Annotated in this window: 8 protein-coding genes; 7 read left to right on the top strand and 1 reads right to left on the bottom strand. The window is 71.3% G+C overall.

The annotated features are described in order from the left end of the window. The first annotated feature begins 165 nt into the window (after nt 1-165). Entirely contained in the window at nt 166-1,434 is a 1,269-nt protein-coding gene (locus OG609_RS45150) for an MFS transporter (RefSeq protein ID WP_327278543.1), read from the top strand. 111 nt (nt 1,435-1,545) lie between these two features. On the opposite strand, the gene OG609_RS45145 is transcribed toward OG609_RS45150, so the two are convergent. Continuing rightward, nucleotides 1,546-3,060 (bottom strand): SDR family NAD(P)-dependent oxidoreductase, encoded by a 1,515-nt coding sequence (locus OG609_RS45145; protein ID WP_327278542.1) that lies wholly within the window; start codon nt 3,058-3,060, stop codon nt 1,546-1,548. Between the two features lie 238 nt (nt 3,061-3,298). Here OG609_RS45145 and OG609_RS45140 point away from each other — a divergent pair, with 238 nt between their 5' ends. The 6 genes from OG609_RS45140 to OG609_RS45115 are packed head-to-tail and all read left to right on the top strand — an operon-like array spanning nt 3,299 to nt 23,675. After that, the gene (locus tag OG609_RS45140; RefSeq protein ID WP_327278541.1) at nt 3,299-8,137 is read left to right on the top strand and encodes a beta-ketoacyl synthase N-terminal-like domain-containing protein; all 4,839 of its coding nucleotides are present in this window, start codon (nt 3,299-3,301) and stop codon (nt 8,135-8,137) included. Next, the gene (locus OG609_RS45135) at nt 8,134-8,961 is read left to right on the top strand and encodes a polyketide synthase dehydratase domain-containing protein (RefSeq protein ID WP_327278540.1); all 828 of its coding nucleotides are present in this window, start codon (nt 8,134-8,136) and stop codon (nt 8,959-8,961) included. Before OG609_RS45140 ends, OG609_RS45135 begins: the two co-directional genes overlap by 4 nt. Nucleotides 8,962-8,990: 29 nt before the next feature. Then, the gene (locus tag OG609_RS45130; RefSeq protein ID WP_327278539.1) at nt 8,991-14,567 is read left to right on the top strand and encodes a beta-ketoacyl synthase N-terminal-like domain-containing protein; all 5,577 of its coding nucleotides are present in this window, start codon (nt 8,991-8,993) and stop codon (nt 14,565-14,567) included. Between the two features lie 12 nt (nt 14,568-14,579). After that, a complete protein-coding gene (locus OG609_RS45125) occupies nt 14,580-15,461 on the top strand; it encodes an ACP S-malonyltransferase (RefSeq protein WP_327278538.1) in 882 nt (293 codons plus the stop codon). A 5-nt stretch (nt 15,462-15,466) separates the two neighbouring features. After that, on the top strand, nt 15,467-16,777 hold the full coding sequence (locus OG609_RS45120) for an FAD-dependent oxidoreductase (protein WP_327278537.1): 1,311 nt from the start codon (nt 15,467-15,469) through the stop codon (nt 16,775-16,777). A gap of 52 nt (nt 16,778-16,829) precedes the next feature. Then, nucleotides 16,830-23,675, top strand: a complete 6,846-nt coding sequence (locus OG609_RS45115) for an SDR family NAD(P)-dependent oxidoreductase (RefSeq protein ID WP_327278536.1) — start codon at nt 16,830-16,832, stop codon at nt 23,673-23,675. The last annotated feature ends 30 nt before the right edge of the window (nt 23,676-23,705 follow it).

The raw sequence follows: 23,705 nt of genomic DNA, 5'->3' as shown, positions 1-23,705 counted from the left end.
ATGGATTCGGCAGCGTACCTGTTCAGGTTCTTTCGGACAGCGTGCTCCCCGCCGGTCAGGCGGCACTCAAGCCACGCTCAAGTCCGGGTGCTGCAAGGGAAGTTTGTGCGCTACGATACCGCCCGCGGTCGTTGTACCCCCCACCGATCTACGGGAGAATTACCCATGCGTAAAAGCGGGTTGGCCGGTCTCATCCCTCTTTACTTCATCATCCTGATCGACAACTTGAGCGTCAGCCTCATCATTCCGGTGCTGATTCCCATCTCTTATGACGCCGATATCGGCGTCCTGAGCAGTGGCGGAACCAGCACCCGCGACTTGTTCTACGGAGTCGCGATCGGCAGCTATTCACTGGCGATGTTCCTCGGCGCGCCGCTGCTCGGCTCGCTGTCCGACCACTTCCGCCGCAAGAAGACGCTGACGCTGTGCCTGCTGGGCCTTGCCCTCGGCTACGCACTGACCATCTGGGGGCTGGTGAGCCGGGACGTCGCCCTGTTCGTCGCCGGGCGTGTGGTCGGCGGCCTGTTCTCCGGTAGTCTGCCGGTCGCCCAGGCGGCGATCTTGGACGTCACGCCGAAGGAACGCCGCGTGAACTCCATCGGCCTGATCATGTTCTGCGTCTCGACCGGTTACGTGGTGGGCCCGCTCATCGGCGGCTACCTCAGCGACTCCACCCTGGTCTCCTGGTTCAGCCTCAAGACGCCCTTCATCTTCGTGGCCGGCATCACGCTGCTGAACCTGCTGGTGCTGCTGGTCTCCTTCCGGGAGGAGCCGGCTCCCAGGCCGACGGGACGCATGACCTTCCCGAACCCGGTCAAGCACCTCATGGAGTCCTTCACCTTCGCCGGGGTCAGGGTGCTCTCCGCGGCGCTTCTGCTCATGTCCCTGGGCTGGACGGCCTTCTTCCAGTTCATCGGCCTGTACCTGACGGCCAACGAAGGCTTCGACCAACGCGCGGTCACCAACCTCATCTCGATGGTCGGTGTCGGCCTCGCGGCGTCCTTCCTTTCCCTGGTGCCGCTCTCGATGAAGTACCTCAAGCCGCAGATCGCGGTGGCCGGGTCCCTGGCGGCGATGACCGTGTGCGTCGCCGGCACCGCGCTGACCGGTTCGAGGGTCGCGCTCTACGGCCTGTGCCTGGTGGGCGCGGCCGCCTACGGCATCTCCTACAGCGGTCTCGTGGGCATGATGTCCGCCGCCGTGGACGACAGCCACCAAGGTTCCGTCATGGGCACGGCCGGTGCCATCGCCGCCATCTCCGCGGGCCTGTCGGGCGTCGTGTTCGGAATCATCGACGGCTCCAGCTCGCTGCCCATCTTCTCCGCCGCGGCCTTCGTCCTCCTCGGATTCCTGCTGTTTGCCGCGGTGCGGCCGGGCACCGCGACCCCCCGTGAGGAGCCACGGGAGAGCGTGGACAGGACCTCCGCGGTCTGAGAGCCGCCCCTGGGGGACAGCGGCTGACCGCGAGCAACTGCCGGGCCCGGTGACCGACTTCGGCACCGGGCCTTCCTCACACCGGGCCCCTTCGTCAGACCGGGCCCTTCTTCACGTCCGCCCGGCCGGAACCGGGCCGACGAGCTCCTCCTCGCCGATCAGGTGCGGGACTCCGTCGGCGGGCGCGGGCTCCAGCAGCTGGCGCACCAGTCGCGCCGCCACCGGTTCCACCGGCCCGGCCGTCTCCCGGGCGCCGGGCGAGTTCGTCTGCTCGGTCCGCAGCATTCCCGGCCGCGCGAGGTGGAACGTCACACCGGGGCGGTGCCGGGCGGCCCAGCGGACCAGACCCTCCACGGCGGACTTCGCCGCGACGTAGTGCGGCCAGTCGCGCGGCGGTTCGTCCAGAGCGGCCGAGGAGATCACCAGGCATCGGCCCCGCCCCGGCTCCAGGAGCGGGAGCAGCCCGCTCATCGGCGCGCTGACCAGCCGCAGCGAACCGGTCAGGAACGCGTCCATCCGTTCCAGGTCGGTGGCGGCCAGGCCCAGCGTGCGCAGGGGTGGGGCCGCGCTGCACACCAGGAAGCCGAGCCGGCCGTGCTCGCGCTCGACGCTGGAGCGCAGTTCGGTGCTCCAGCGCGGGTCCGCGGCGTCGCCGGGCACGGAGTGCAGTTGCCCCGGCAGCCCTTCGGCCTCGGCCCGCAGGGCCGGTGGCAGCGTGTCCCGATGCCCGACGAAGACCTCGGCTCCTTGCGAAGCCAGAGCTAGCGACAGGGCGGCACCGAGCCCGCGGCTGCCGCCGACGACGACGGCCGATGCGCCCCGCAGCCGGGTGGACGGACTCAAGTGCTCGCCCAGTGCGGCCGAGGTGGCCGGCGGCGCGGGCGTGCGGACCATGGCCTCGATCTCGGCCTCGGCGACGACCGCGCCGTCCGCGGTGATCTGCCCGACGATCGACACCAGTCCGAAGCGCCGGTCGGTGTGGACGACGCGGGCGCTGTACGACAGCCGCGCGGGCCCCCGCGCGGCGACCGGGAGGAAACGCAGCGCCACCCGGCCGAGCAGGCAGTTCTCTCCCGGCAGGCGCATCCCGGCCACATAGCTCGACCACAACAGGCAGGCCAGCGGCGTTTGCCCGAGCAGCCGGGCCGCGGCCGGGAACCGCCCGCGCAGCGCGTCGGTCCCCTCCGGGCCGTACCCGCCGGACACCGCGGTGCCCGGCGGCAGGTCCTCGATCCCGTGCCGTGGCGCCGACCGGTCCTGCGGCACGGGCAGCGGATCCAGGTCCGGCGGGGTGCCGGGGCGCACGCGTACGGTCAGGCAGGTGCGGTCTCCGTCGAGCAGGCGGTAGCCGAGGCCGGTCCTGGCCTCGTTCCTGGCCTCGTCCAGCGCCTCGGAGCGGTAACGCACCCCGGGGAACACCGGGTTGCCGAAGTCGGCCTCGACGGCCGTGGCGCCCGCCCCGTCGTCCGCCGCCTGTTCGTCCAGCGTCGCCAGGACTGCGAGGACGCCGTGGGCGACGGTCCGGCCGAAGGGGGTGCGGCGGGCATGGTCGGGCGAGCAGTGCAGCGCGTTCCGGTCGCCACTGACCCGCGCGAACAGCGCCACGTCGTCTTCCGAGAGCAGCACGTGTGAACCTCCGATGAGGGCGTCGACCTGAGGCGGCGGTGTCCAATTGCGGTTCGGCAGCAGTTGAACACCCGACAGCACAATGGGCCCCGTACACGCTGGTGACAAGAGATTCCCGCACGGGGCCACGGGTGCGCCGGCGGGCTGTCCTGCGGGGTCGACCGCAATTCGAGTGCAGGTATGCCGGAGCCGTGTACCAATTATTCCGGTGTCCTGGGCGGTTGAAAGGTCTTTTAGCATGACGGAGCGTCAGGCAAGCGACTACGAGCGCTTTCAGTGGAATCGGTATCAACAGAATCCCGATGACCCGGGACTTACCGTCGGCTATGTGTACGCGCTGTCCGGAGACGTGGACACCGACCGTCTCGACGGCGCACTTCGGGAAGTGGTCTCCACCGAATTCCCGCGGCTTCTCAGCTATTTCACCGAAGTCGGCGCGGACCTGGTGGCCAAGAGCCGCCCCGTGCCCCGGCGGGTGCTGCTGCGCTGCGAGCGGCAGGACGACCTCCTCGACGCCGGCGGCATCGACCCCACCGGCCAGGAACTCTTCCGCTTCCGCTACTGGCGCGCTTCCGCCACACGGCTCCTGCTCCGCCTGGACTTCAGCCATGTGGTGTTCGACGGCGGCTGCTACGCCCCGTTCCTTGCCGCCCTCGGCGCCTGCTGGCGGGGCGAAACCCCGGTCCTCGAAAGGTCGTTCGCCGCGGCGCCCCGGTCCGACGCCGCCCGGGACTCGGCCTACTGGCGATCGGTGCTCGCGGGCCGCCGGCTGCACCAGCCGCTGCCCTTCTCGGCCCCGGCGCCCCACGGGGACGGCCGCCGGATCGCGGTCAAGGAGACGCTCACCGGCGAACAGGCCGAGGACATCCACCGGTTCCTGCGCCACCACGAGCTGAGCCTGCTCCAGTTCGTGGTGGGTGTCACCGGCGCCCTCGTGCACGCCTACGGCGACGACGACCGCGACGTCGTGGTCGCGCACACCGTGGACACGCGGACGTACGGAGCTCCGTACGGCTGCCACACCAATCTGCTGCCTCTGTGGCTGGGCGTCGCGGCACAGCCGTCCGCGCTGTCGTTGTTCGAGCAGGTGCGCACGCAGCGCGAGGAGCTGCGCGACCATCAGGGCTTCTCGACCCTCGACCTGCTCGCCCTGGCCGCGGCCGAACACGGCGGCGCCGCGGACCGGGGCGGCAGCGTGCTCAACCTCGTGGTGAACTCCTCCTCCGCGATGCTGCCCACCGCGCTGCCGGACCTCGCGGGGGTGGACGTCTCCTGGATCCGCAAGCCCGACACCGGAAGTTCGAGCGAGCTGAGCGTCAACTTCAGCTCCGACGAGCAGGGCATCCACCTCTCCTTCGACTCCTCCACGCGCGTGCTGTCCCCCGAGGCCCTGTCGGCCCTGGCGACCAACTTCCTGCGCCTGGCCCGGTTCGTGACCACCGAGCCGCACCGCCCGACCACGCGGTGCGACCTGTCACGCCCGCTGGAACCGGTGGCCGAGGGGGCCGCCGGGACCGCGCGAACCACCCCGTCCGGCCAGGGCCTGGGCGCGGCCCTGATAGAGGCCGCGGAAGCGGACCCGGACCGGGTGGCCGTCGTGGACGACCACCGCTCGCTCACCTACGGCGAACTGCTGGGCGCCGCACACCGGCTCGGCGACGCCCTGGCCCCTGACGACACGCGGCCGGTTGGCGTCTTCCTGGAGCGGTCGGCCGCGATCCCCGTCGCGTACCTGACCGCGCTGGCCCTGCGCCGCACGTTCGTACCGCTGGACCCCGGGCTGCCGGACAGCCGGCTCGGGTACATGGCCGAGACCGCCGGTCTTGGCGCCGTCCTGGTGGACGCGGCGACCCGGGACCGGGCGGCCCAGCTGTTCCCCGGCATACCCACGCGGGAGGTGGACGGCGCCCCGTCGGCCTCCCCGCGGCCGCGCGGCAGCCGGCCGGCGGGCCCGGCCGACGCCGACCGCACCGCGTACGTGCTGTTCACCTCGGGATCGACCGGCACCCCCAAAGGCGTCGCGGTCAGCGAGGGCAACCTCGTCAACTTCCTGCACTCCGTGCGCCAGGACCCCGGGATGGGCCCGGACGACCGCATCGTCGCCCTGACTCCGATCGGCTTCGACATCTCCCTCCTGGAGATCCTGCTGCCGCTGCTGTGCGGTGCGACCGTCCAGGTGCTGTCCGAGGAGGCCAGAGCCAGCGCGACCCTGCTGGCCGAGCGCATCGACGGCAGCGGGGCGACCGTCGTCCAGGCCACGCCGTCCACCTGGCGCATCCTGGAGTCCGTCGGCTGGCGGGCACGGCGGCCCATGACCCTGCTGTGCGGCGGGGAGGCACTGGACCACGACCTCGCGCGGTACCTGCTGAGCCAGAGCGCCGCCGTCTACAACATGTACGGCCCGACCGAGGCCACCATCTGGGCGAGCTGGCAGCGCGTGACCGACGCCGGGCGCATCCATCTGGGTGAGCCCGCCCTGGGGACCCGGTACTACGTGGTGGACGCCGACGGGCGGTCCGTGGCCCCGGGCATGCGGGGCGAGCTGATGATTGCCGGTGACTGCGTGGCCCAGGGATACCTGAACGCCCCGGCAACCGCTTTCGGCGCGCTGCCCGACGGCACGCCCTCCTACCTGACCGGCGACCTGGTCCGCTACGACGGGACGCCGCACCTCACCTACGTCTCCCGCAAGGACGGCCAGCGCAAGGTCAACGGCCACCGGATCGAACTGGGCGAGGTGGCCGCCGCGGTGGCCGCCCAGGCCCCGTCCGCGACCGTGATCGCCGTCGTGCGACCGGAACACGAGCCGCATCTGCGCTGCTTCGTGCGGCTGCCCGCCAGCGAGCCCTTCGACGCTGCCGCGGTGCGCGACAGGTGCCGGGACACCCTGCCGTACTACATGGTGCCGCAGGCCGTGCACCGGCTGACCGAGATGCCGCTGACGCCCAACGGCAAGACCGACGTCAAGAAGCTCAGCGAGGCCCCCCTGTCCGCGCTCGGCCTGTACCCGCAGGACGAGGTGCCCGCGCCGACACCCGACGGGCAGCGGGCCGCGGCGGACACCGACGAGGCAGGCGGGCAGGACCTCCTCGCCGAGCTGCGGCAGCTCGTCGCCGGTGAACTGGGCCTGCAGGAGCCGGACATCGACCGGCCCCTGGGCTACCAGGGCGTCACCTCGCTCGGCTACAACATCCTTGCCGCACGGATCAGCGAGCGGTACGGCGTCGTCGTCCACGCGCACGATTTCTACCGCATGAACACCCTGCGCATCGTCGCCGAAAGCGTCGCTCGGCTCTCAGACGGGCGCGTCGGCCGCACCGGCGGGCCCCAGAAGCAGCAGGGCGCCCGGCAGGCGGCCGCGCCGCGCCCCGCCGCCGCGCAGCGGCCCGGCGACGAGGGCCGACTGGCCATCGTCGGCCTCGCGGCGGTGCTGCCCGGCGGCCCGGACCCCGAGACGTTCTGGCAGACCCTGCTCGACGGCAGGGACTGCGTCCGGCCGGCCGGCAGCGAGCGTGAACTACCCGGCGAGGTCGCCGGATTCCTCCCCGGAATCAAGGGGTTCGACGCCAGGTTCTTCTCCATATCGCCCCGGGAGGCGAGCTGGATGGACCCGCGCCAGCGGCTGCTGCTGCAGTCCGTGTGGCACACGCTCGAAGACGCCGGGTACGCCCCCTCCGAGCTAAGCGGCTCACGCACCGGCTGCTACATGGCGGCCACCGGCAGCGACTACGCGCTGCTCCAGGCCAGGGCCGGCGCACGGCAGATCCCGTACTCCCTGGTGGGGCACTCCATGAGCCTCATCGCGAATCGCATCTCCTCCTGGTTCGACTGGCGAGGCCCCTCCACGGTCCTCGACACCGCCTGCTCGGGGTCCCTGGTGGCGCTGGTCAAGGCGTGCCGCGACCTGCGCGCCGGTGTCTGTGACGCGGCCGTGGTCGGCGGCGTCAACCTCATCCTCGACTCCCAGATCAACGAGGGACTCCACTCGGCGCGGTTCCTCTCCCCGGACCACCGGTGCGCGGCCTTCGACGCCGCGGCCAACGGCTATGTCCGCGGGGAGGGTTACGGAAGCTTCCTGGTCAAGCGATTGGATGACGCGCTCGCCGACGGTGACGACATCCGCGCGGTCGTGGAGAGCGTGGCGGAGAACCACGGCGGCCGCGCCAACTCGCTCACCGCCCCGAACCCCAACGCCCAGTACAGCCTCCTCCTGGACGCCTACACGCCCGAACTCGCCGCCCGCACCGGCTACATCGAGACCCACGGGACGGGCACCGTGCTGGGCGACGCGATCGAGATCGACGCGCTGAAGCGGGCCTGGGAGCAGCTGGTGCCGGGGCCCGCGGGGCGCCGCGTTCGGCTCGGCGCGGTCAAGTCCCACATCGGGCACCTGGAGCCCGCCGCGGGAGTCGCCTCCGTGACCAAGGTGATCAAGGCGTTCGAGCACCGGACCCTGCCGGGCAACCTGCACTTCCAGGAACTCAACCCCGGCATCACCCTGGAGGGCACCCCCTTCGAGGTGGTGCACAAGACGAGCCCCTGGGACGACGAGGGAGAACTCGTCGCCGGTATCAGCTCCTTCGGCTTCGGCGGCACCAACGCGCACGTGGTGCTCTCCGCGCCGTCGGCGCCCCCCGTCCGGCGCGCCACCCCCGCACAGGCCCGCCTCGTACCGCTGTCGGCGCGCACCCCGCGTGCGCTGCGCCGTCTGACGGCCGGGCTGCTCGACCACGTCGAGGGGCGGGGGCCGCTGTCCGACGAGGACCTGCGCGACCTCTCGTACACCCTGTGCCGGCGCGAGCACCTGGCGTACCGCCTCGCATGGTGCCCGTCCTCCGGCGACGAGCTGCTGCAGGCGCTGCGCACGGCGGGCGAACCGGTCCACACGCAGGCGCGGGACGAGGCAGGGGACGAGGGACAGCCGACTCCCGACTCGGCCCGCGAGGCGTACCTGTCCGGCCGACCGGTCGACTGGCAGGCCCTGTTCGCGCCGCACAGGCCGCGCCGGCTGCGGCTGCCCGGCTACCCGTTCGACGAGACGGATCTCTGGTTCACGGATGAGGGGCGTACCGCATGACGACCGAAACCGACAAGGCGGCCGGCCCCGCCACGGTGGAGCCGATCCGGCTGATCGCCGACGGGCCGGGCACCTTCCGGGCACACATCGAGCCCGGCCACACCTACCTGAAAGAGCACCTGGTCGGCGGCCGCCGGGTCCTGCCCGGTGTCGCCTGCCTGGAGATGGCGCTGCGCGGCGCCGCTCAACTCCACCCCGACGCCACGACGTACGCCGTCAGGGACGCCGCCTGGCTGCGGCCCATCTCCGGTGAAGAGCCGCTGGACGACCTCGTCGTGGCCTTCCGCTCGGCACCCGGCGCGACGGCGGTGGACTACACCGTCACCAACCGCGGCGCGCTCTGCGGCATGGGCACGCTCCTGTCCGAGAAGCTGGACCGGGCTCCCGCGGTGGGTCTGGAGGTGCGCGACGAGATCTGCGCGAACACCACGTCCCACCTCACCCGGCGGGAACTCTACGAAGAGTTCTCGAACATGGGCATCGACTACGGCCCGTACTTCCGCCGCAATACTTATGTCCAGCGGTACGGACAGCGGTCGTTGGCCTGGCTCTCACACAACGACGGAACGCTGATGGGGGTGGTGAACCTCCTCGACTGTTCCTTCCAATCAGGCATGGCGATATCCATCGGAGAACACCGTGACAGCTTGATGCCTTTCTCCATGGGGCATATGATCTTTCACGCTCCGGCGCGATTTCCCGCCGACTCTGCTTTCGTTCTGACGGAGAAATTGTCTCCCTTCAGGACCAACTTCACGGTATTCGACGAGGATTACGGACCGCTTCTCTCGGTGGTCGACCTCGGTGTGAAACCCGCTCTTTGAACCCGGCGTCCTAGACATAGGGGATTGTGTTGAGTCGCAACGAATGGCGAAGCGGGAATTCCGCGCCCGGAACGGCGCGCCCCGATGTCTCGCTGGTCCGCCGTGCCGCCGTGGACTCGATGGTGTTCGCGCCGCAGTGGACGCACGGCCGGCTGGACCCGCCGCGCGGCGCCGGGCACGGCCCGCGGACCTTTCTGGTGCCGCCCGGACAGGTGGGCCTGCACAAGGAACTGACGGAACGCTACACGGACAACAGGGTGCTGCTCCTCGACGGTACGGCGGTCGCCGGGCTCGCCGCCGCGCCTGCCGCTGACGAACATCTGGTGTTCGTCAGCCGCACCTCATGGGCCGACGGCATCCGCGACGCGGACCTCACGGCCTTCCTCGACCTCGCCCACGCCCTCGACCGATGGCCGCGGGTCCGCCTCGACGTGTTCACCGACAAGGCGGTGCACAGCCCGCTGTTCACCGCCGCCACCCACCCCGTCGACGGCGTGTACGTCGGCCTGACCCAGGCCCTCGCCAAGGAACGGCCCGACTGGTTGGTGCGCTGCTTCAGCCTCGCGGACCTCACCGCGCAGTCGCTGGCCGCGGCCCTGGACCTGCCCCTGCCGTACGTCGCGGGCGCGCCCGTCTGTGTCCGCGGTGACGAGTACGCCGTCGCGTCGATGGAACCGGCGGCCCTCGCACCGTGGCCGGACCGCTCGGCGTTCAGGACAGGAGGCACCTACGTCATCCTCGGCGGCACCGGCGGACTCGGCGGCCTGCTCGCCGAGTACCTGGCCGCCACGTACCGGGCCGAGGTGGTCGTCATCGGCCGCCGCCCGCCCGAGGACTTCGCCCGGAACGCCGACCGCATCCGGGAGCTGGGAGCCCGCGCGGTCCACTACCACCAGGTGGACCTGGCCGACGGCCCGGAGCTCAAGCGCGCGCTCGACACCCACGACGTCATCAACGGCGTCGTGCACTCGGCGCTCGTGCTCCAGGACGCCACCCTCGCCACCATGAGCGAGCGCGTGCTCGCCGACGTACTGCGCCCCAAGCTGCACGGCACCCACCACCTGGTGGACGCGCTGCGCGGCAGGGACCTCGACTTCTGCCTCTTCTTCTCTTCCGTGCAGGCCCATATCGCCAGCGCCGGACAGGGCAACTACGCCGCCGCGTGCGTGGCCAAGGACGCCTACGCGGACCTCCTTCACCAGGCCCTGCTGATCGACGCCAAGGTCATCAACTGGGGCTACTGGGGCGAGATCGGGGTCGTGGCGAAGCCGGAGTACCGGGAGCGGATGCAAGGCCTTGGAATCGGCTCGATCGAACCGGCCGAAGGGCTGGCGGTCATCGAGCGGTTCCTCGCGGCCGACGACCGACGGATCACCTGTGTGAAAGGAACGGAAGAGGCGTTGAAGCGCATGGGAATCACGCCGCACGAATCCGCAGCCCCCGCGGCATCGCCCGCAGGCTCCCCGGGAGTCCTCGACGACGTGGTGCCGGTCCTGCGGGACGACGACGCCGATGTCGCCCGCAACCGGGACCTCTCCGAGCGACTGGAGGCGTACACCCGGTGGCGGCTGCGGCAGGTGCCGCTACCCGCGACGGCGATCGACAAGTACGCGCTCCTGACGGACGCCATCGGCGCGATGCCGTCAGCGCAGTCCCTGCCGCGGGCCGAACTCCTGCGGGACTACCCGGAGCTGACGGGTCACATCACGCTGCTCGACCGGTGCCTCGACCACCTGCCCGACGTCCTGAGCGGCGCCACCGACGCGGTGGAGGTGCTCTTCCCCGACGGCTCCTTCGACCTCGTCGCGCCCGTCTACCAGAGCAATCCCATCGCCGACTACTTCAACCGGATCTGCGCGCAGGTGGTGACCAACTACCAGCGCCGCACGGCGGGCCGCCCGCTGCGCGTCCTGGAGATCGGGGCCGGGACCGGCAGCACCACCAAGTTCGTGCTGCCGCTCCTCGACCCGAGCGACGTGAGCTACCACTTCACCGACCTGTCGTACGCGTTCCTGCACAAGGCCCGAGACGCCTTCGGCGGCGACTACCCGTACCTCTCCTACGAGATCTGCAACATCGAGAACCCGCCCGAGGAGTACACCGGGTCCTTCGACATCGTCGTGGCCACCAACGTCCTGCACGCGACGTCGAACGTCCCCGGCACGCTCCGCAACGTGCGCAAGGTGCTGCGGGAGGGCGGAATCCTCGTCCTGAACGAGATCACCACCCGGCAGGACTACGCCACGCTCACCTTCGGCCTCACCGACGGCTGGTGGCTCAGCAACGACCCGTACCGCATCGAGCACAGCCCCCTGCTCAGCAGTGACCAGTGGCAACTGCTCATGGGCGAGGCCGGCTTCGGCGCCGTGCGGACCCATGGAGGCGAGGGGCAGCAGGTCCTGGTCGCGCTGGCCGGTGCGGCCGCCGAGACCACCGAGACCGCCGAGTCCGCTGATGTCCCTGACGTGCGGGGGCAGGTGGAGCTGTTCGTCCGTGGGGTGATCGCGGAGACGATGCGGCTGGATGTGTCTGAGGTCGAGCTGGATCGTCCGTTCCGGGACATGGGGATCGATTCGCTGATCTCCATGGAGCTGTTGCGGCCGTTGCGTGAGCGGGTGGGGTATGTGCCTGCGACGGTGTGGTTCGAGTATCCGACGGTGGCGCGGCTGGTGGAGTATCTGGTCACCGAGCACGCGGACACGGTGGCGAAGGCGTTCCCCGCCGCTGCCGCCCCGGCCGCCGAGTCCGCTGATGTCCCTGACGTGCGGGGGCAGGTGGAGCTGTTCGTCCGTGGGGTGATCGCGGAGACGATGCGGCTGGATGTGTCTGAGGTCGAGCTGGATCGTCCGTTCCGGGACATGGGGATCGATTCGCTGATCTCCATGGAGCTGTTGCGGCCGTTGCGTGAGCGGGTGGGGTATGTGCCTGCGACGGTGTGGTTCGAGTATCCGACGGTGGCGCGGCTGGTGGAGTATCTGGTCACCGAGCACGCGGACACGGCGGCGAAGGCGTTCCCCGATCCCGTCGCCCCGGCCGCCGAGCCCGCCCCGGCCGCCCCGACCACCGAAGCCCCTGAGGCGCGGCCGGAGTCGGACCGCACCGAGCGGACCGAGCAAGTCGCCCCGTCCACCCGCGCGTTCGTGCCCCGCCCCGACGACATAGCCGTCGTCGGCGTCTCCGCACGGCTGCCAGGGGCCTCCAACACTCAGGAGTTCTGGGACAACCTGTTCGAGGGCCTGGACTGCACGTCCACCGTGCCCCCGGAGCGCTTCAGCGCGCGCCTCGCGGAGGGCCCCGAGCCCGTCTCGTACACCGAACGCGGCGCCTTCGTCGACGACATCGACGCGTTCGACCACACCTTCTTCAGCATCACGCCCCGCGAAGCGGCGCGCATGGACCCCCAGGAACGTCTCGTCCTGGAACAGACCTATCTGGCGATCCTGGACGCCGGACACAGCCGCGCCAAACTCGCCGGCAGCGACACGGGCGTGTTCGTCGGCGTCATGAACGGCGGATACGCCTGGCACACGCCCACCGAACCCGGTGCCGAGCCGCCCACCTCGACGTTCTGGTCGATGGCCAACCGCGCCTCGTACCACTTCGACTGGCACGGTCCCAGCATGGCCGTCGACACCGCCTGCTCGGCGTCCCTGACCGCACTGCACCTGGCCTGCCAGTCCCTGCGCACGGGGGAGTGCGACCGCGCTGTCGTCAACGGCGTCAACCTCATCACGCACCCGCGCCAGTACCAGCTCCTGTGCGGCCTGGAGATGCTGTCGCGGACCGGTCAGTGCCGGCCGTTCGGGGCGGGCGCCGACGGCTTCGTGGACGGCGAGGGCGTCATCAGCCTGGTGCTCAGGCCCGCCGAGGACGCCCTGCGCGACGGCGACCGCGTCTACGCGGTCATCAGCGGCTCCGCGGTCAACGCCGGCGGCCGGGCCAACGGTTACACCGCGCCGAACCCCGAGGCCCAGTACGGCCTCGTCACCAAGGCCCTCGCGGCGGCCGGCACCGCCCCCGAGGACGTCGGCTACGTCGAGGCCCACGGCACCGGCACGGCCCTGGGCGACCCCATCGAACTGCGGGCCCTGACCAAGGCGTACGCCGCGGCCGGTACCCAGCGGATCCGGCTCGGCTCGGTGAAGTCCAACATCGGCCACCTGGAGTCCGCGGCCGGCCTGAGCGGCCTGCTCAAGGCGGTGCTCCAGATGCGCCACGGCTACCTGGTGCCCTCACTGCACGCGGAGCGCACCAACCCGCACCTGGACTTCGAGGACACCCCGTTCAAGCTCAGCACGCAGCGCGAGCGGTGGCCCGCGGGCCTTCCCCTGGTGTCCGCCGTCAGCTCCTTCGGCGCGGGCGGCGCCAACGCCCACGTGGTGCTGCGCGGGGTGCCCGAGCAGACGGCGGCCCCCGGCCGCCCGCAGCGCGACAGCTACGTCATCCCGCTCTCCCACCACACCGGCGCCGGGCTGCAGCTGTCCATGGACGAGCTGGCGCAGTGGCTGCGCGGGCGCCGGGTGGACATGGACGCGCTGGCCCACACGCTCGCGTGCCGCCGCGACAGCTTCACGCACCGCGTGGCGATCGTCTGCCGTGACCAGGACGAGCTCCTGCGCGGCCTCGAACAGGACCTGGCCCGACGCCCCGCCCCCCGGACCACCACGACGGGCGCGGTGGAGGAGCTGTCCGCCCGCACCGCCCAGGACATCGCGGCCCTGTACGAGTCCGGCGGCTCCCCGGACTGGGAGAGCTACTACCCGAGGACCAGCCCCGTCGAGCTGCCCGCCTACCCGTTCCTGCGCCACCGCCACTGGATCGAATCCGCGGAATCCGGCTTCCACTCCCTGGACTCGCTGGTGTCCGCCCACCGGATCGACGGCGTGACCATGGCCCCCGGTGCCTGGGCGCTCGCGGTCCTCGCCGAGCGGACCGAGGGCCGCGCCCTGGGGAACGTGCTGTGGCAGAAGCCGATCACCGATCCCGACGCCGTCGAGGTCCGGGAGCGCGGCGCCGAGCTGTCCCTCGTCGACCGCGCCACCGGCGTCGTGCACTGTACGGCCGAGGTGACGGCGCCGGCCGCGGTCGGCAGCCCGCCCGCCCCGCCCGCCGGTGCCCGCAGGTACCACAGGCGGGAGATCTACGACACCTTCCGGCGGCTCGGCTACGACTACGGCGAACCGCTGCGCGGCGTGCGCTGGGCCGAGGTAGGGCCCGGGGCGGTACGGGCCTTCCTCCACGTGGACCGCGACTGGGGCTACGGCCTGTCGCCCGCGCTCCTCGACTGCGGGATGCAGCTGTCCATCCTGATGGCGGCCGAAGAGGCGCCGGGCGGCCCGGTGTTCGTCCCCTACCACCTGGGACGGCTGACCGTCGTCCGGGCCCCGCGGGACGAGGCGGTGTACTGCCACTGCGTGGCCAGGCCCGGCGGCTCCCGGCGCACCCGTACGTACGACTTCTTCTTCACTGACGAGCACGGTGACGTCCTGGTGGCCCTGGAGGAAGTGGTGTCCGTGGCCGTCGACGGCAGCGGCCCGGCGGCGGCGCAGGCGGCCCCGGCCCCCGCACCCGCCGCCGCGCCGTTCACTGTCTTCGAGCTGAACTGACGGGGGGCGACGATGGCCAGCGATGTCCTGATGTTTCCCGGGCAGGGCTCACAGCGCCTGGGCATGGGCAGGGACGTGTTCGACGCCTACCCCCAGCTGTGCGAGAGGGCCGACGACCTCGTCGGCTACTCCCTGCGCGAGCTGTGCCTGGAGGACCCCCGCGGGCTGCTCAACGAGACCTCGTACACCCAGCAGGCGATCTACTTCGTCAGCTGCCTGATGTACCTGGCCCACGCCGAGCAGCACGGGGACGTACCGGTGCGGTGCGTGACGGGCCACAGCCTGGGGCTGTACCCGGCGCTGTACGCGGCCGGCGTCTTCGACCTCTTCGAGGGGCTCGAGATCGTCTCGAAGCGCGGCGCCCTCATGCAGGAGGCGCGGGGCGGAGCGATGGTCGCGGTCCTGGGACCGCAGGCGCACGACATCGACGAACACCTCGTCCAACTGGAGGTCTTCGACGTGGACGTGGCCAACTACAACAGCCCGGACCAGGTCGTCCTCAGCGCGGCGAAGCCGTGCCTGGACGAGCTGGTGCCACGCCTCGAAGAGATCGGCCACCGCTGTGTGTGGCTGCCGGTCAGCGGGGCCTTCCACTCCCGGCACATGGAACAGGCCCGGCGCGCGTTCGCACTGTTCCTGCGGGACCGGGAGTTCGCGCCGCCCACCAAGACCGTCGTCTCCACGACGAGCGGCCGGACGCTGGGCGCCGAACACCTGCTGGAGGAGATGGTCTTCCAGCTGGTGAAGCCGGTGCGGTGGTGGCAGACCGCGACGTATCTGGCCCGTACCGGACACAGGACCTTCGACGAGATCGGTCCCGGCACGGTGCTGACCAAATTGAGCGCACAGATCCTCGGCGACGAATCCGCGCCGCAGGCCGAGCCCAGGAAGTGATGACCGTGGAATCAGCAAACAGCAGGGTCGCCGTGATCGGTGGCGGCGGCTCAGGCGCCGTCGCGGCCTGGCAGTTGTCCCAGAAGTACGACGTGACGCTCTTCGAGGCGGGCGAGTACCTGGGCGGGCACGCCTACAGTCACCCGGTCGAGACGGACCAGGGCACGCTCCACGTGGACATGGGCGTGGAGCACTTCAACGAGAAGCTCTCACCCAACCTGTTCCGGATACTGACCGACTTCGGCATCGGCACCTACGTCGCCCCGTCCTCGGTGCACGTGGACTTCCCCGGTGACGGTCAGACGTGGAACAACCTCGACTTCCTCGGCGCGCTGCGCGAGGAGCTGCACGAGGAGTTCGACCGGTTCCACCTGGAGATGAACCAGCTGCTCACCTTGGGCGACCACTCGTACAAGACCATGAGCATCGGCGAGTACCTGGACAAGAACGGGTACTCCAAGAGCTTCAAGTACCAGGCGATGAACCCCATCCTGAGCATCTACTCGGGCTGTCACGCGCCGTCGCTCGACTACAACCTCATGTACGTCGCGCTGTCGTTCAGCATGAACCTGCTCTCCTTCTTCGCCCCCGGCTACTGGCGCAAGGCGCAGGGCGGCATCCACAGCTACCTGGCCAGGATCGAGAGCGAGCTGGGCGAGCGCATCCGGCTGAACACGCCCGTCGAGTCCGTCGTCCCGACGGACTCGGGCGTGACGGTGGTGGCCGGCGGGCAGGAGCACCGGTTCGACCAGGTCGTGTTCGCCACGCACGCGGACGTGACGCTGTCGCTGCTGCGCACGTCCGACCCGCAGTACCGGGAGCTGCTCGGGGACTTCGCGTACGTGCCGGTCGAGAGCGTGCTGCACCAGGACGAGAGCTGGCTCAGCACGGTGGGCCGTGACGCCTACTGCCAGTTCCGGATGCCGGACGACTTCGAACTCGCCAGCGCCGAGGAGCAGATGGGCAGCCTCACCCGCAACTGCAACGTGCTCCATCCCTACCGCGACGTCGAGTCGCCCATCCTGATCACCTTCGACCCGCAGGAGGAGGTCGACGCCGAGCAGGTCATCGTCCGGCGCAAGTGGAAGCTGCCCCAGCTCCGTCCGGTGGACGTGGGCCGCAAGAAGGAGCTGAGCCGCATTCAGGGCCGCAACAACCTCTGGTTCTGCGGTACCGACACCAGCGTCACCGGGCACGAGGGAGCGATCGTCTCCGGCATGGTGATCGCCGACCGGCTGGGCGTCTCGTACCCCTTCCCGGAGGACGCGCCGGCTCTCGGCCAGTTCCGCGGCATCAAGGAATTCATGGGCGTATGAGCCAACGCCCGCCTGCCTGTTCCGACCTCACTTTCTCTCACGGGGATGACCCATGGAATCGCTAGCCCCTCGGTACACGGATCTCGCTGCCCCGGACGTACCCGGCGAGCCGGCCGGCACCACTGTGGTGGTCACCGACCGGGAGGACATCGCGGCGGCGGCCCGTTCCCTCGGCGTCGAGTGTTGGTACGCCGACCCCGCCACCCAGGGCGAGGACCGGATCGGGCAGGAACTGCGACGGCACGCCGCCCATGCCACCACCCTGGTGGTGGCATGGGGCGACGGGCCGTCCGGCGGCACACCTGGGTACGGCCCGGCGGTGCGGTTCGCCCGCGCCGGGCTCGCTCTGCTGCAAGCCGTACGCGCGTCGGGGCGCCGCATCCACCTCGTCACGCTCTCCCGTGCGGCCGACGCGCTGCCCGCGCTGCTCGACGGCATGGCCCGCACGGCCGCGCTGGAATGCCCGCTCGTCCACACGGCGGTCGAGTACGACGGTGCCGTCACCGAGGAGCGGCTGCGAGCGTGGATCGCGGCCGGTACCCGCCGCCCGGGGGTCCGGCTGCGGGCCGAGGGCGACCGGATCGCGCTCGTCGAGTACGCGCCGGCGGCGCTGGAACCCGTGCGGCCGCACACGGTGTTCGGCGCGGGCGACCGCGTCGTGGTCATCGGCGGCTCCGGGGGCGTCGGGCGCCATCTGTGCCGGTATCTGAGCCGGCACTGCGGTGCCGAGGTGTTCGTCCTGGGCCGCGGCACTCCCGGCCCGCAGGCGCGGGAGGCGTTGAAGGAAGCGGGTGTGCGCAGCTATCTCAGCGCCCCGGCCCACGAGCCCGAGGCGCTGGACGGCGCGCTGCGCTACCTCCACGAGCAGTTCGGGCCGGTCAAGGCGGTGTTCAACCTCGCCGGAGTACTGGACGACTGCCTGCTGTACAACCTGACGCCCGACCGCCTGGAGAACGTCCTGCGGCCGAAGGTGGCCACCGCCCTCAACCTGGCGGCCCTGACTGGCCCGCACCGGCCCGGCACAGTGGTGCACTTCAGCTCGCTGACGAGCGTCACCGGAAACGTCGGCCAGACGGCCTACGGAGCGGCCAACGCGTTCCTCGACCGGCTGACCGCGCTCCGGCCCGACTGGTACAGCGTCAACTGGGGCCTGTGGGAGACCGACGGCATGCAGATGCCGGACGACGGCTCGGGGCTGCGGGCGATGAATCCCGAGCGGTCCTGCGACGCGCTGATGTCGGCCCTCGCCACCGGAACACGTCAACTTGCCGTCTACGAAGGGGAGATGAGCCTCAACTCCGGCCCTCACCCCGAGGCCGAACTCCCCACCGCCGAACCCGCCACCGAACCCGCCACCGAACCGACGGCTGCCTCACCAGGTGGTGCCGCGGACGCGGACGTGACCGCCGCGGACCTGCCCGCCCGCACCGTCCGGTGGCTGCGGGGCCTCGTCGTGCGGCACAGCGGCCTGCGGCACCTGCGCGACGACGACAACCTGCTGGACCAGGGGCTGGACAGTGTCGGCAGCATCCGCATCAGCAGAGACATCGAGACCCGCCTGGGCATCACCGGGTCGTCCCGGCTGAGCCGCGCGGTCCTCTTCGAGTACCCGACGGTCGCGACGCTCGGGGCGTACCTCGTCGAGAACTTCCGCACCGAGCTGGAAACCCTCGTCGCCCGGGAGCAGCCGCAGCCCCCGGAGCCCGCCCCGGCCCCGGCAGTCACCACGTCCTCTCAACCCACAACAGAGGCGAGGGAGTTGACGCACCCGGCCGCCGAGCCCGAGCCCGAGGCCGTCCCCCCGGCGGACGCCTACCGCAGCGACGACATCGCCATCATCGGGATGGCGGGGGAGTTCCCCGGCGGCGCCGACACCGAGGCGTTCTGGCAGGCGCTGCTGAGAGGCGACGACGCGGTCCGCGTCATACCCGGCGACCGCTGGGACTGGCGCGAGGACCACTCCTTCGCGCCGGACGAACCAGGCACGTCCTACGGCCGCCACGGCGGATTCCTCGACCACGCCCTGGACTTCGACCCCGTCTTCTTCAACATCGCGCCCCTGGAGGCGCGGTACATGGACCCGCAGGAGCGCCGCTTCCTGCAGTCCGTCTACCACGCCCTGGAGGACTCCGGGCACTTCGCCCGGCCGACCGACGACGTGGGTGTCTTCGTCGCCGCCATGTTCGGCCACTACCAGGACCTCACCGCTCCTGACCGGGTGATCGGCAGCTCGCTGGCGGCCCTGGCCAACCGGGTCTCCTACGCCTTCGACCTGCACGGCCCCAGCATCGCCCTGGACACCATGTGCTCCGGCGGGCTCACCGCCCTGCACCTGGCCGTCCGCAGCATCCGCGCCGGGGACTGCGCGCTGGCCGTGGCCGGCGGCGTGAACCTCATGACGCACCCGGGCAAGTACCGCCTGCTGTCCGAGGGCAAGTTCCTCAGCCCCACCGGCCACTGCCAGGCCTTCGGAGTGGAAGCGGACGGCTACGTCCCCGGCGAGGGCACCGTCGCCGTGGTCCTCAAGCAGCTGTCCGACGCGGTGCGCGACGGCGACCGGGTGCACGCCGTCATCCGGGCGACCGCCGTGAACGCCGGAGGCAGAACGGCCGGCTTCACCGTGCCGTCCGAACGCGCCCAGCACCGCGTGATCGCCTCCGCCCTGGCCCAGGCGGACATCGAGCCGTCCGCGGTGACCTACGTCGAGGCGCACGGCACGGGCACCCGGCTCGGCGACCCGATCGAGGTGCGCGCGCTGCGCCGGGCATACGGCGGGCCCGAGCACGGCCGCGCCCACCTGGGCTCGGCGAAGAGCAACATCGGACACCTGGAGTCCGCCGCGGCGATGGCCGGGCTCGTCAAGGTCGTCAAACAGCTCACCCACCGGACCCTGGCACCCACCCTCCACTGCGCCATCGAAAACCCCGACCTGCACCTCGACGACTCGCGCTTCGCCCTGGTCAAGGAGGCACTGCCCTGGACCAAGGGCAGCGAACCCACCCGCTTCGCCGGACTGAGCGCGTTCGGCGCCGGCGGCTCCAACGGGCACGCGATCATCCAGGAGTTCGTGGCACCGGACCCCGCCCGCCCGGCCCCCGTGTTCCCGCGCTACTTCATCCCGCTCTCCGGGCGGGACGAGGCCGCCGTGCGGCGACGCGCGGACGACCTGCTCGCGGCGCTGGAGGACGCGCCCGACACGGCGTCGTACCTGTACGGGCTGAGCTACACCCTGTGCCGCGCCCGCCAGCACCACAGGGTCAGGCGCGGCTACTGGGCCGCGAGCGTAGGGGAGCTGGCCGCCGTGCTCCGGAGCACGGACGTGGCCAGGCCCGCGGCCCCACCGGCCGGCGACCCCTGGGCCGAGGCGGCAGCGGCGTACCTCGACGGCGAGACCCCCGACTTCGCGGCGCTGTTCCCGGTCCGGATGCTGGTGGACGGCCCGCTCTACCCCTTCGCCGACGAGCGGCACGTGGCCGACACACTCGACCACACGAACCGGACCCCCCGCGCGGATCTCTCCGCACCGGTCTCCCGCGCCCCGGCCGCCGACGCAGGCGAACTGCTGCTCACCCCCGTATGGCGCCCGCACCCGGCGGACGGCCCCGCGCGGGAGCCGGTGCCCTGCGTCCTCGTCCTCACCGACCGCGGCCGGGAGCACCGGCTCCCCGACCCCCCCGCGGGAACCCGGCTGATTCAGGTGGCCCCCGGCGACGAGCTGGAGCACCTCACCGGTGAACCGGGCCTGGACCACCTGTACTGGGTGGACCTGAGGCGCGAGGTGCCGGTGGAGGCGGAACTGTCCTTCGCCACGGCTCTCCAGGGATGCCGCACCCCCTCCACGATCCTCGGCGTGACGCACGAGGACGACCCGGCCGAGGTGCGGGCCAGGGCCGGGTTCCTGCACGGCCTTGCGGAGGAGAACCCGCACATCCGCACCGTCCAGGTCCGCCGCTGCGGCCCCGGGGACGCGCTCGCCGACGGCTGGGCGCCTCTGCTCGACGAGTTGCGTGCCGCCCGCCTGCCGCTCACCGAGGTCCGGTGGTCGGACGGGGCGCGACAGACACGCGAGCTGACGGAACTCGGCCTCGCCGACGGCACCCGGCTGCGCACGAAGGGGACGTACCTCCTCACGGGGGGCCTGGGCAAGGTCGGCCGGGCCATCGCCGAGCTCCTGACCGAGCGGCACGACGCCACGGTGATCGCCGTCGGCCGCTCCGCGCCGGACGACGCGCAGCGGCAGTGGATCGACTCGCGGCCCGGACTCCACTACGAGCAGGCGGACATCGTCTCATCGGCCCGGACCCGGGAACTGATCGAGACGATCCGCGAACGCTTCGGCGGCCTCGACGGCGTCATCCACTCCGCGGGCGTCGTCAAGGACGCCCTGGTGCAGAACAAGTCCGCGAAGGACGCGGAGGCGGTGCTCGCCCCGAAGGTGCGGGGCACGCTGAACCTGGACCGGTACACCGCCGGGCTGAACCTGGACTTCTTCTGTGTCTTCTCCTCCATCTCCAGCGTCATGGGCAATACCGGGCAGAGCGACTACATCGCCGCCAACCGCTTCCTCGACGAGTTCGCGGCCGAGCGCGCCCGGCGCGTGGCGGCCGGCGAGCGCAGCGGACTGAGCCTGTCGGTCAACTGGCCCCTGTGGCTGGACGCCGAGGACGAGCGGCGCGAGCAGTACCAGGCGCTCGCCGCCTTCCTGCGTGGCCAGTTCGGGATGGAGCCGCTCTCCTCGCGGCGCGGAGCGGAGCTCTTCCTCGACCTGCTCGACGGCCTGCCGCAGACCTGCCACCAGGTCGTGCCGTGCGTCGGCGACGCGGAGCGGATGCGGCAGCGGCTGCTGCCCGCCGCCGCCCCGGCCGTGCAGAGCCCGGTCACGGGCGACCCCGGCGCGGTACTGGAGGACATCGGTGAACGGCTCGTGGAGCTGGTGCGCGAACAGACCGGCCTGCGACCGGAGGACATCCCCGTCGACCGTACGTGGGGCGATCTCAGCTACGACTCGGTGATGGTCCAGCGCCTGGCCCAGGAGCTGGGCCCGCAGTTCGGTGTGGAGACCCCGCCCAACGCACTCTTCAAGTACAGCAGCATCACCTCGCTGAGCGCCTATCTGAGGGACCGGGGCGCACCGGCCCAGGAGAAGCCGGCCACCGTGCCGCAGCCGGCGCCGGCCCCTGCCGAGACGCCGGGCACCGGACGCGGCAAGTACGCCGTGGTCGGGATGAGCGGCATCATGCCGGGCGGCGCGGATCTGGCGGACTTCTGGCAGCTGCTCGTCGAGAACGGCAGCGCCATCCGCCCGGTCGACCGCTGGAAGGACCGCGACAAGCAGTACTTCGCGGGCACCATCGACGCCTTCGACGCGTTCGACCACTCCTTCTTCGGGATCTCCGCCCGCGAAGCGACGCTCATGGACCCCCAGCACCGGATCTTCCTCCAGAGCGCCTATAACGCCCTGCTCGACGCCGGGTACGCGCCCGGGACGCTACGGGACGTGGGCGTCTTCGCCGGCGTGCAGTTCAGCGAGTACCAGACGGCGCTGCAGCACAGCGAGGACCGGGACCATCCGTACACCGTCACGGGCAACGCGCACGCCATGCTCGCCAACCGCGTCTCCCACCTGCTCGACTTCACCGGCCCGAGCCAGACGGTCGACACCGCCTGCTCCAGCGGTCTGGTGGCGCTGAACCGGGGCGTGCTCTCGCTCGCGGCGGGGGAGTGCGACGTCGCTCTCGTGGGCGCCGTCAGCGTGCTCGTCGACCCGGCCGCCACCGACGCGGCGAGCAAACTCGGCATCCTCTCCCCGGACGTCCGCTGCGCCACCTTCGACAAGGACGCCAACGGCTACGTACGGGCCGAGGGTGTGGGATGTGTGGTGGTCAAGCGGCTCGACGACGCCCGGCGGGACGGCGACGCCGTGCTCGCGGTCATCGAGGCGGTGGCCGAGAATCACGACGGCCGCTCCAACTCGCTGACCGCCCCCAACCCCCAGGCGCAGGTCGCCCTGCTGAACAGGGTTTACACACCGGACCTTGCCGCCCGCGTCTCCCACATCGAGGCGCACGGCACCGGCACCAACCTGGGTGACCCGATCGAGATCAGCGCGCTGCGGACCGCGTTCGACGGGCTGGCCCCCGACCGCGAACCGGGCAGCATCACACTCGGCGCGGTGAAGACCAACGTGGGCCACCTGGAGCCGGCCGCGGGAATGGCCGGGCTGCTCAAGCTGCTGCTGTGCCTGCGCCACCGGCGGCTGCCCGCGAACATCAACTTCAAGGAGCGCAACCCGCTGATCGAACTCGACGGGTCGCCCTTCCGGCTGCTGCTGGAGAACGAGGCGTGGGAGCGGAGCACACCGCTGGTGGCCGGCGTCAGCTCCTTCGGTTTCGGCGGGTCCAACGCGCACGTGGTCCTCGCCGAGGCGCCCGCCGCGCCACCGGCCCGCGGGGTGTCGCGGCCGCACTGGATCGTCACGCTCAGCGCCCGCTCCCGCGCCTCGCTCACGAGGATGCGGGACAGCCTGCTGGAGTGGCTGCAAGGCCCCGAGGGCGAGCACGCGGACCTCGCGGACATCGCCCACACCCTGACGGCGGGCCGTGACCACTTCGAGTACCGCATGGCCTGGATCGTGACCGACACCGCGCAGCTGCGCCGGCGGCTCCAGGAAGCGCGCCCCGACGACGTGGCCAAGAGCCGGCTCCAGCGGCTGACCACGCACCCGGTGACGCTGCCGGAGGCGGCGGACCCCGGTCACCGCGCGGCGCTTGAGGACCTACGGGACCGCTATGTGGCGGGGGAGGAATTCGCATGGGAAACGATGTTCGGCGACGGGCAGGTCGGCCGGCTGCACCTGCCCGGCTACGCGTTCGAACAGAACCGGTTCTGGTTCGAGTGACCGGCACCGGAACGGCAACGGCGCGCCACG

The organism is Streptomyces sp. NBC_01224, assembly GCF_036002945.1.
In the GTDB taxonomy this organism is placed as follows: domain Bacteria; phylum Actinomycetota; class Actinomycetes; order Streptomycetales; family Streptomycetaceae; genus Streptomyces.
The sequence above is the reverse complement of the archived record's forward strand: the minus strand, read 5'-3'. Positions and strand labels throughout refer to the sequence as shown.

What these genes read in the sequence shown, in the direction of transcription:
- OG609_RS45140 (WP_327278541.1), top strand. Translation starts at nt 3,299, where the DNA reads ATGACGGAGCGTCAGGCAAGCGACTACGAGCGCTTTCAGTGGAATCGG.
- OG609_RS45125 (WP_327278538.1), top strand. Translation starts at nt 14,580, where the DNA reads ATGGCCAGCGATGTCCTGATGTTTCCCGGGCAGGGCTCACAGCGCCTG.
- OG609_RS45150 (WP_327278543.1), top strand. Translation starts at nt 166, where the DNA reads ATGCGTAAAAGCGGGTTGGCCGGTCTCATCCCTCTTTACTTCATCATC.
- OG609_RS45115 (WP_327278536.1), top strand. Translation starts at nt 16,830, where the DNA reads ATGGAATCGCTAGCCCCTCGGTACACGGATCTCGCTGCCCCGGACGTA.
- OG609_RS45135 (WP_327278540.1), top strand. Translation starts at nt 8,134, where the DNA reads ATGACGACCGAAACCGACAAGGCGGCCGGCCCCGCCACGGTGGAGCCG.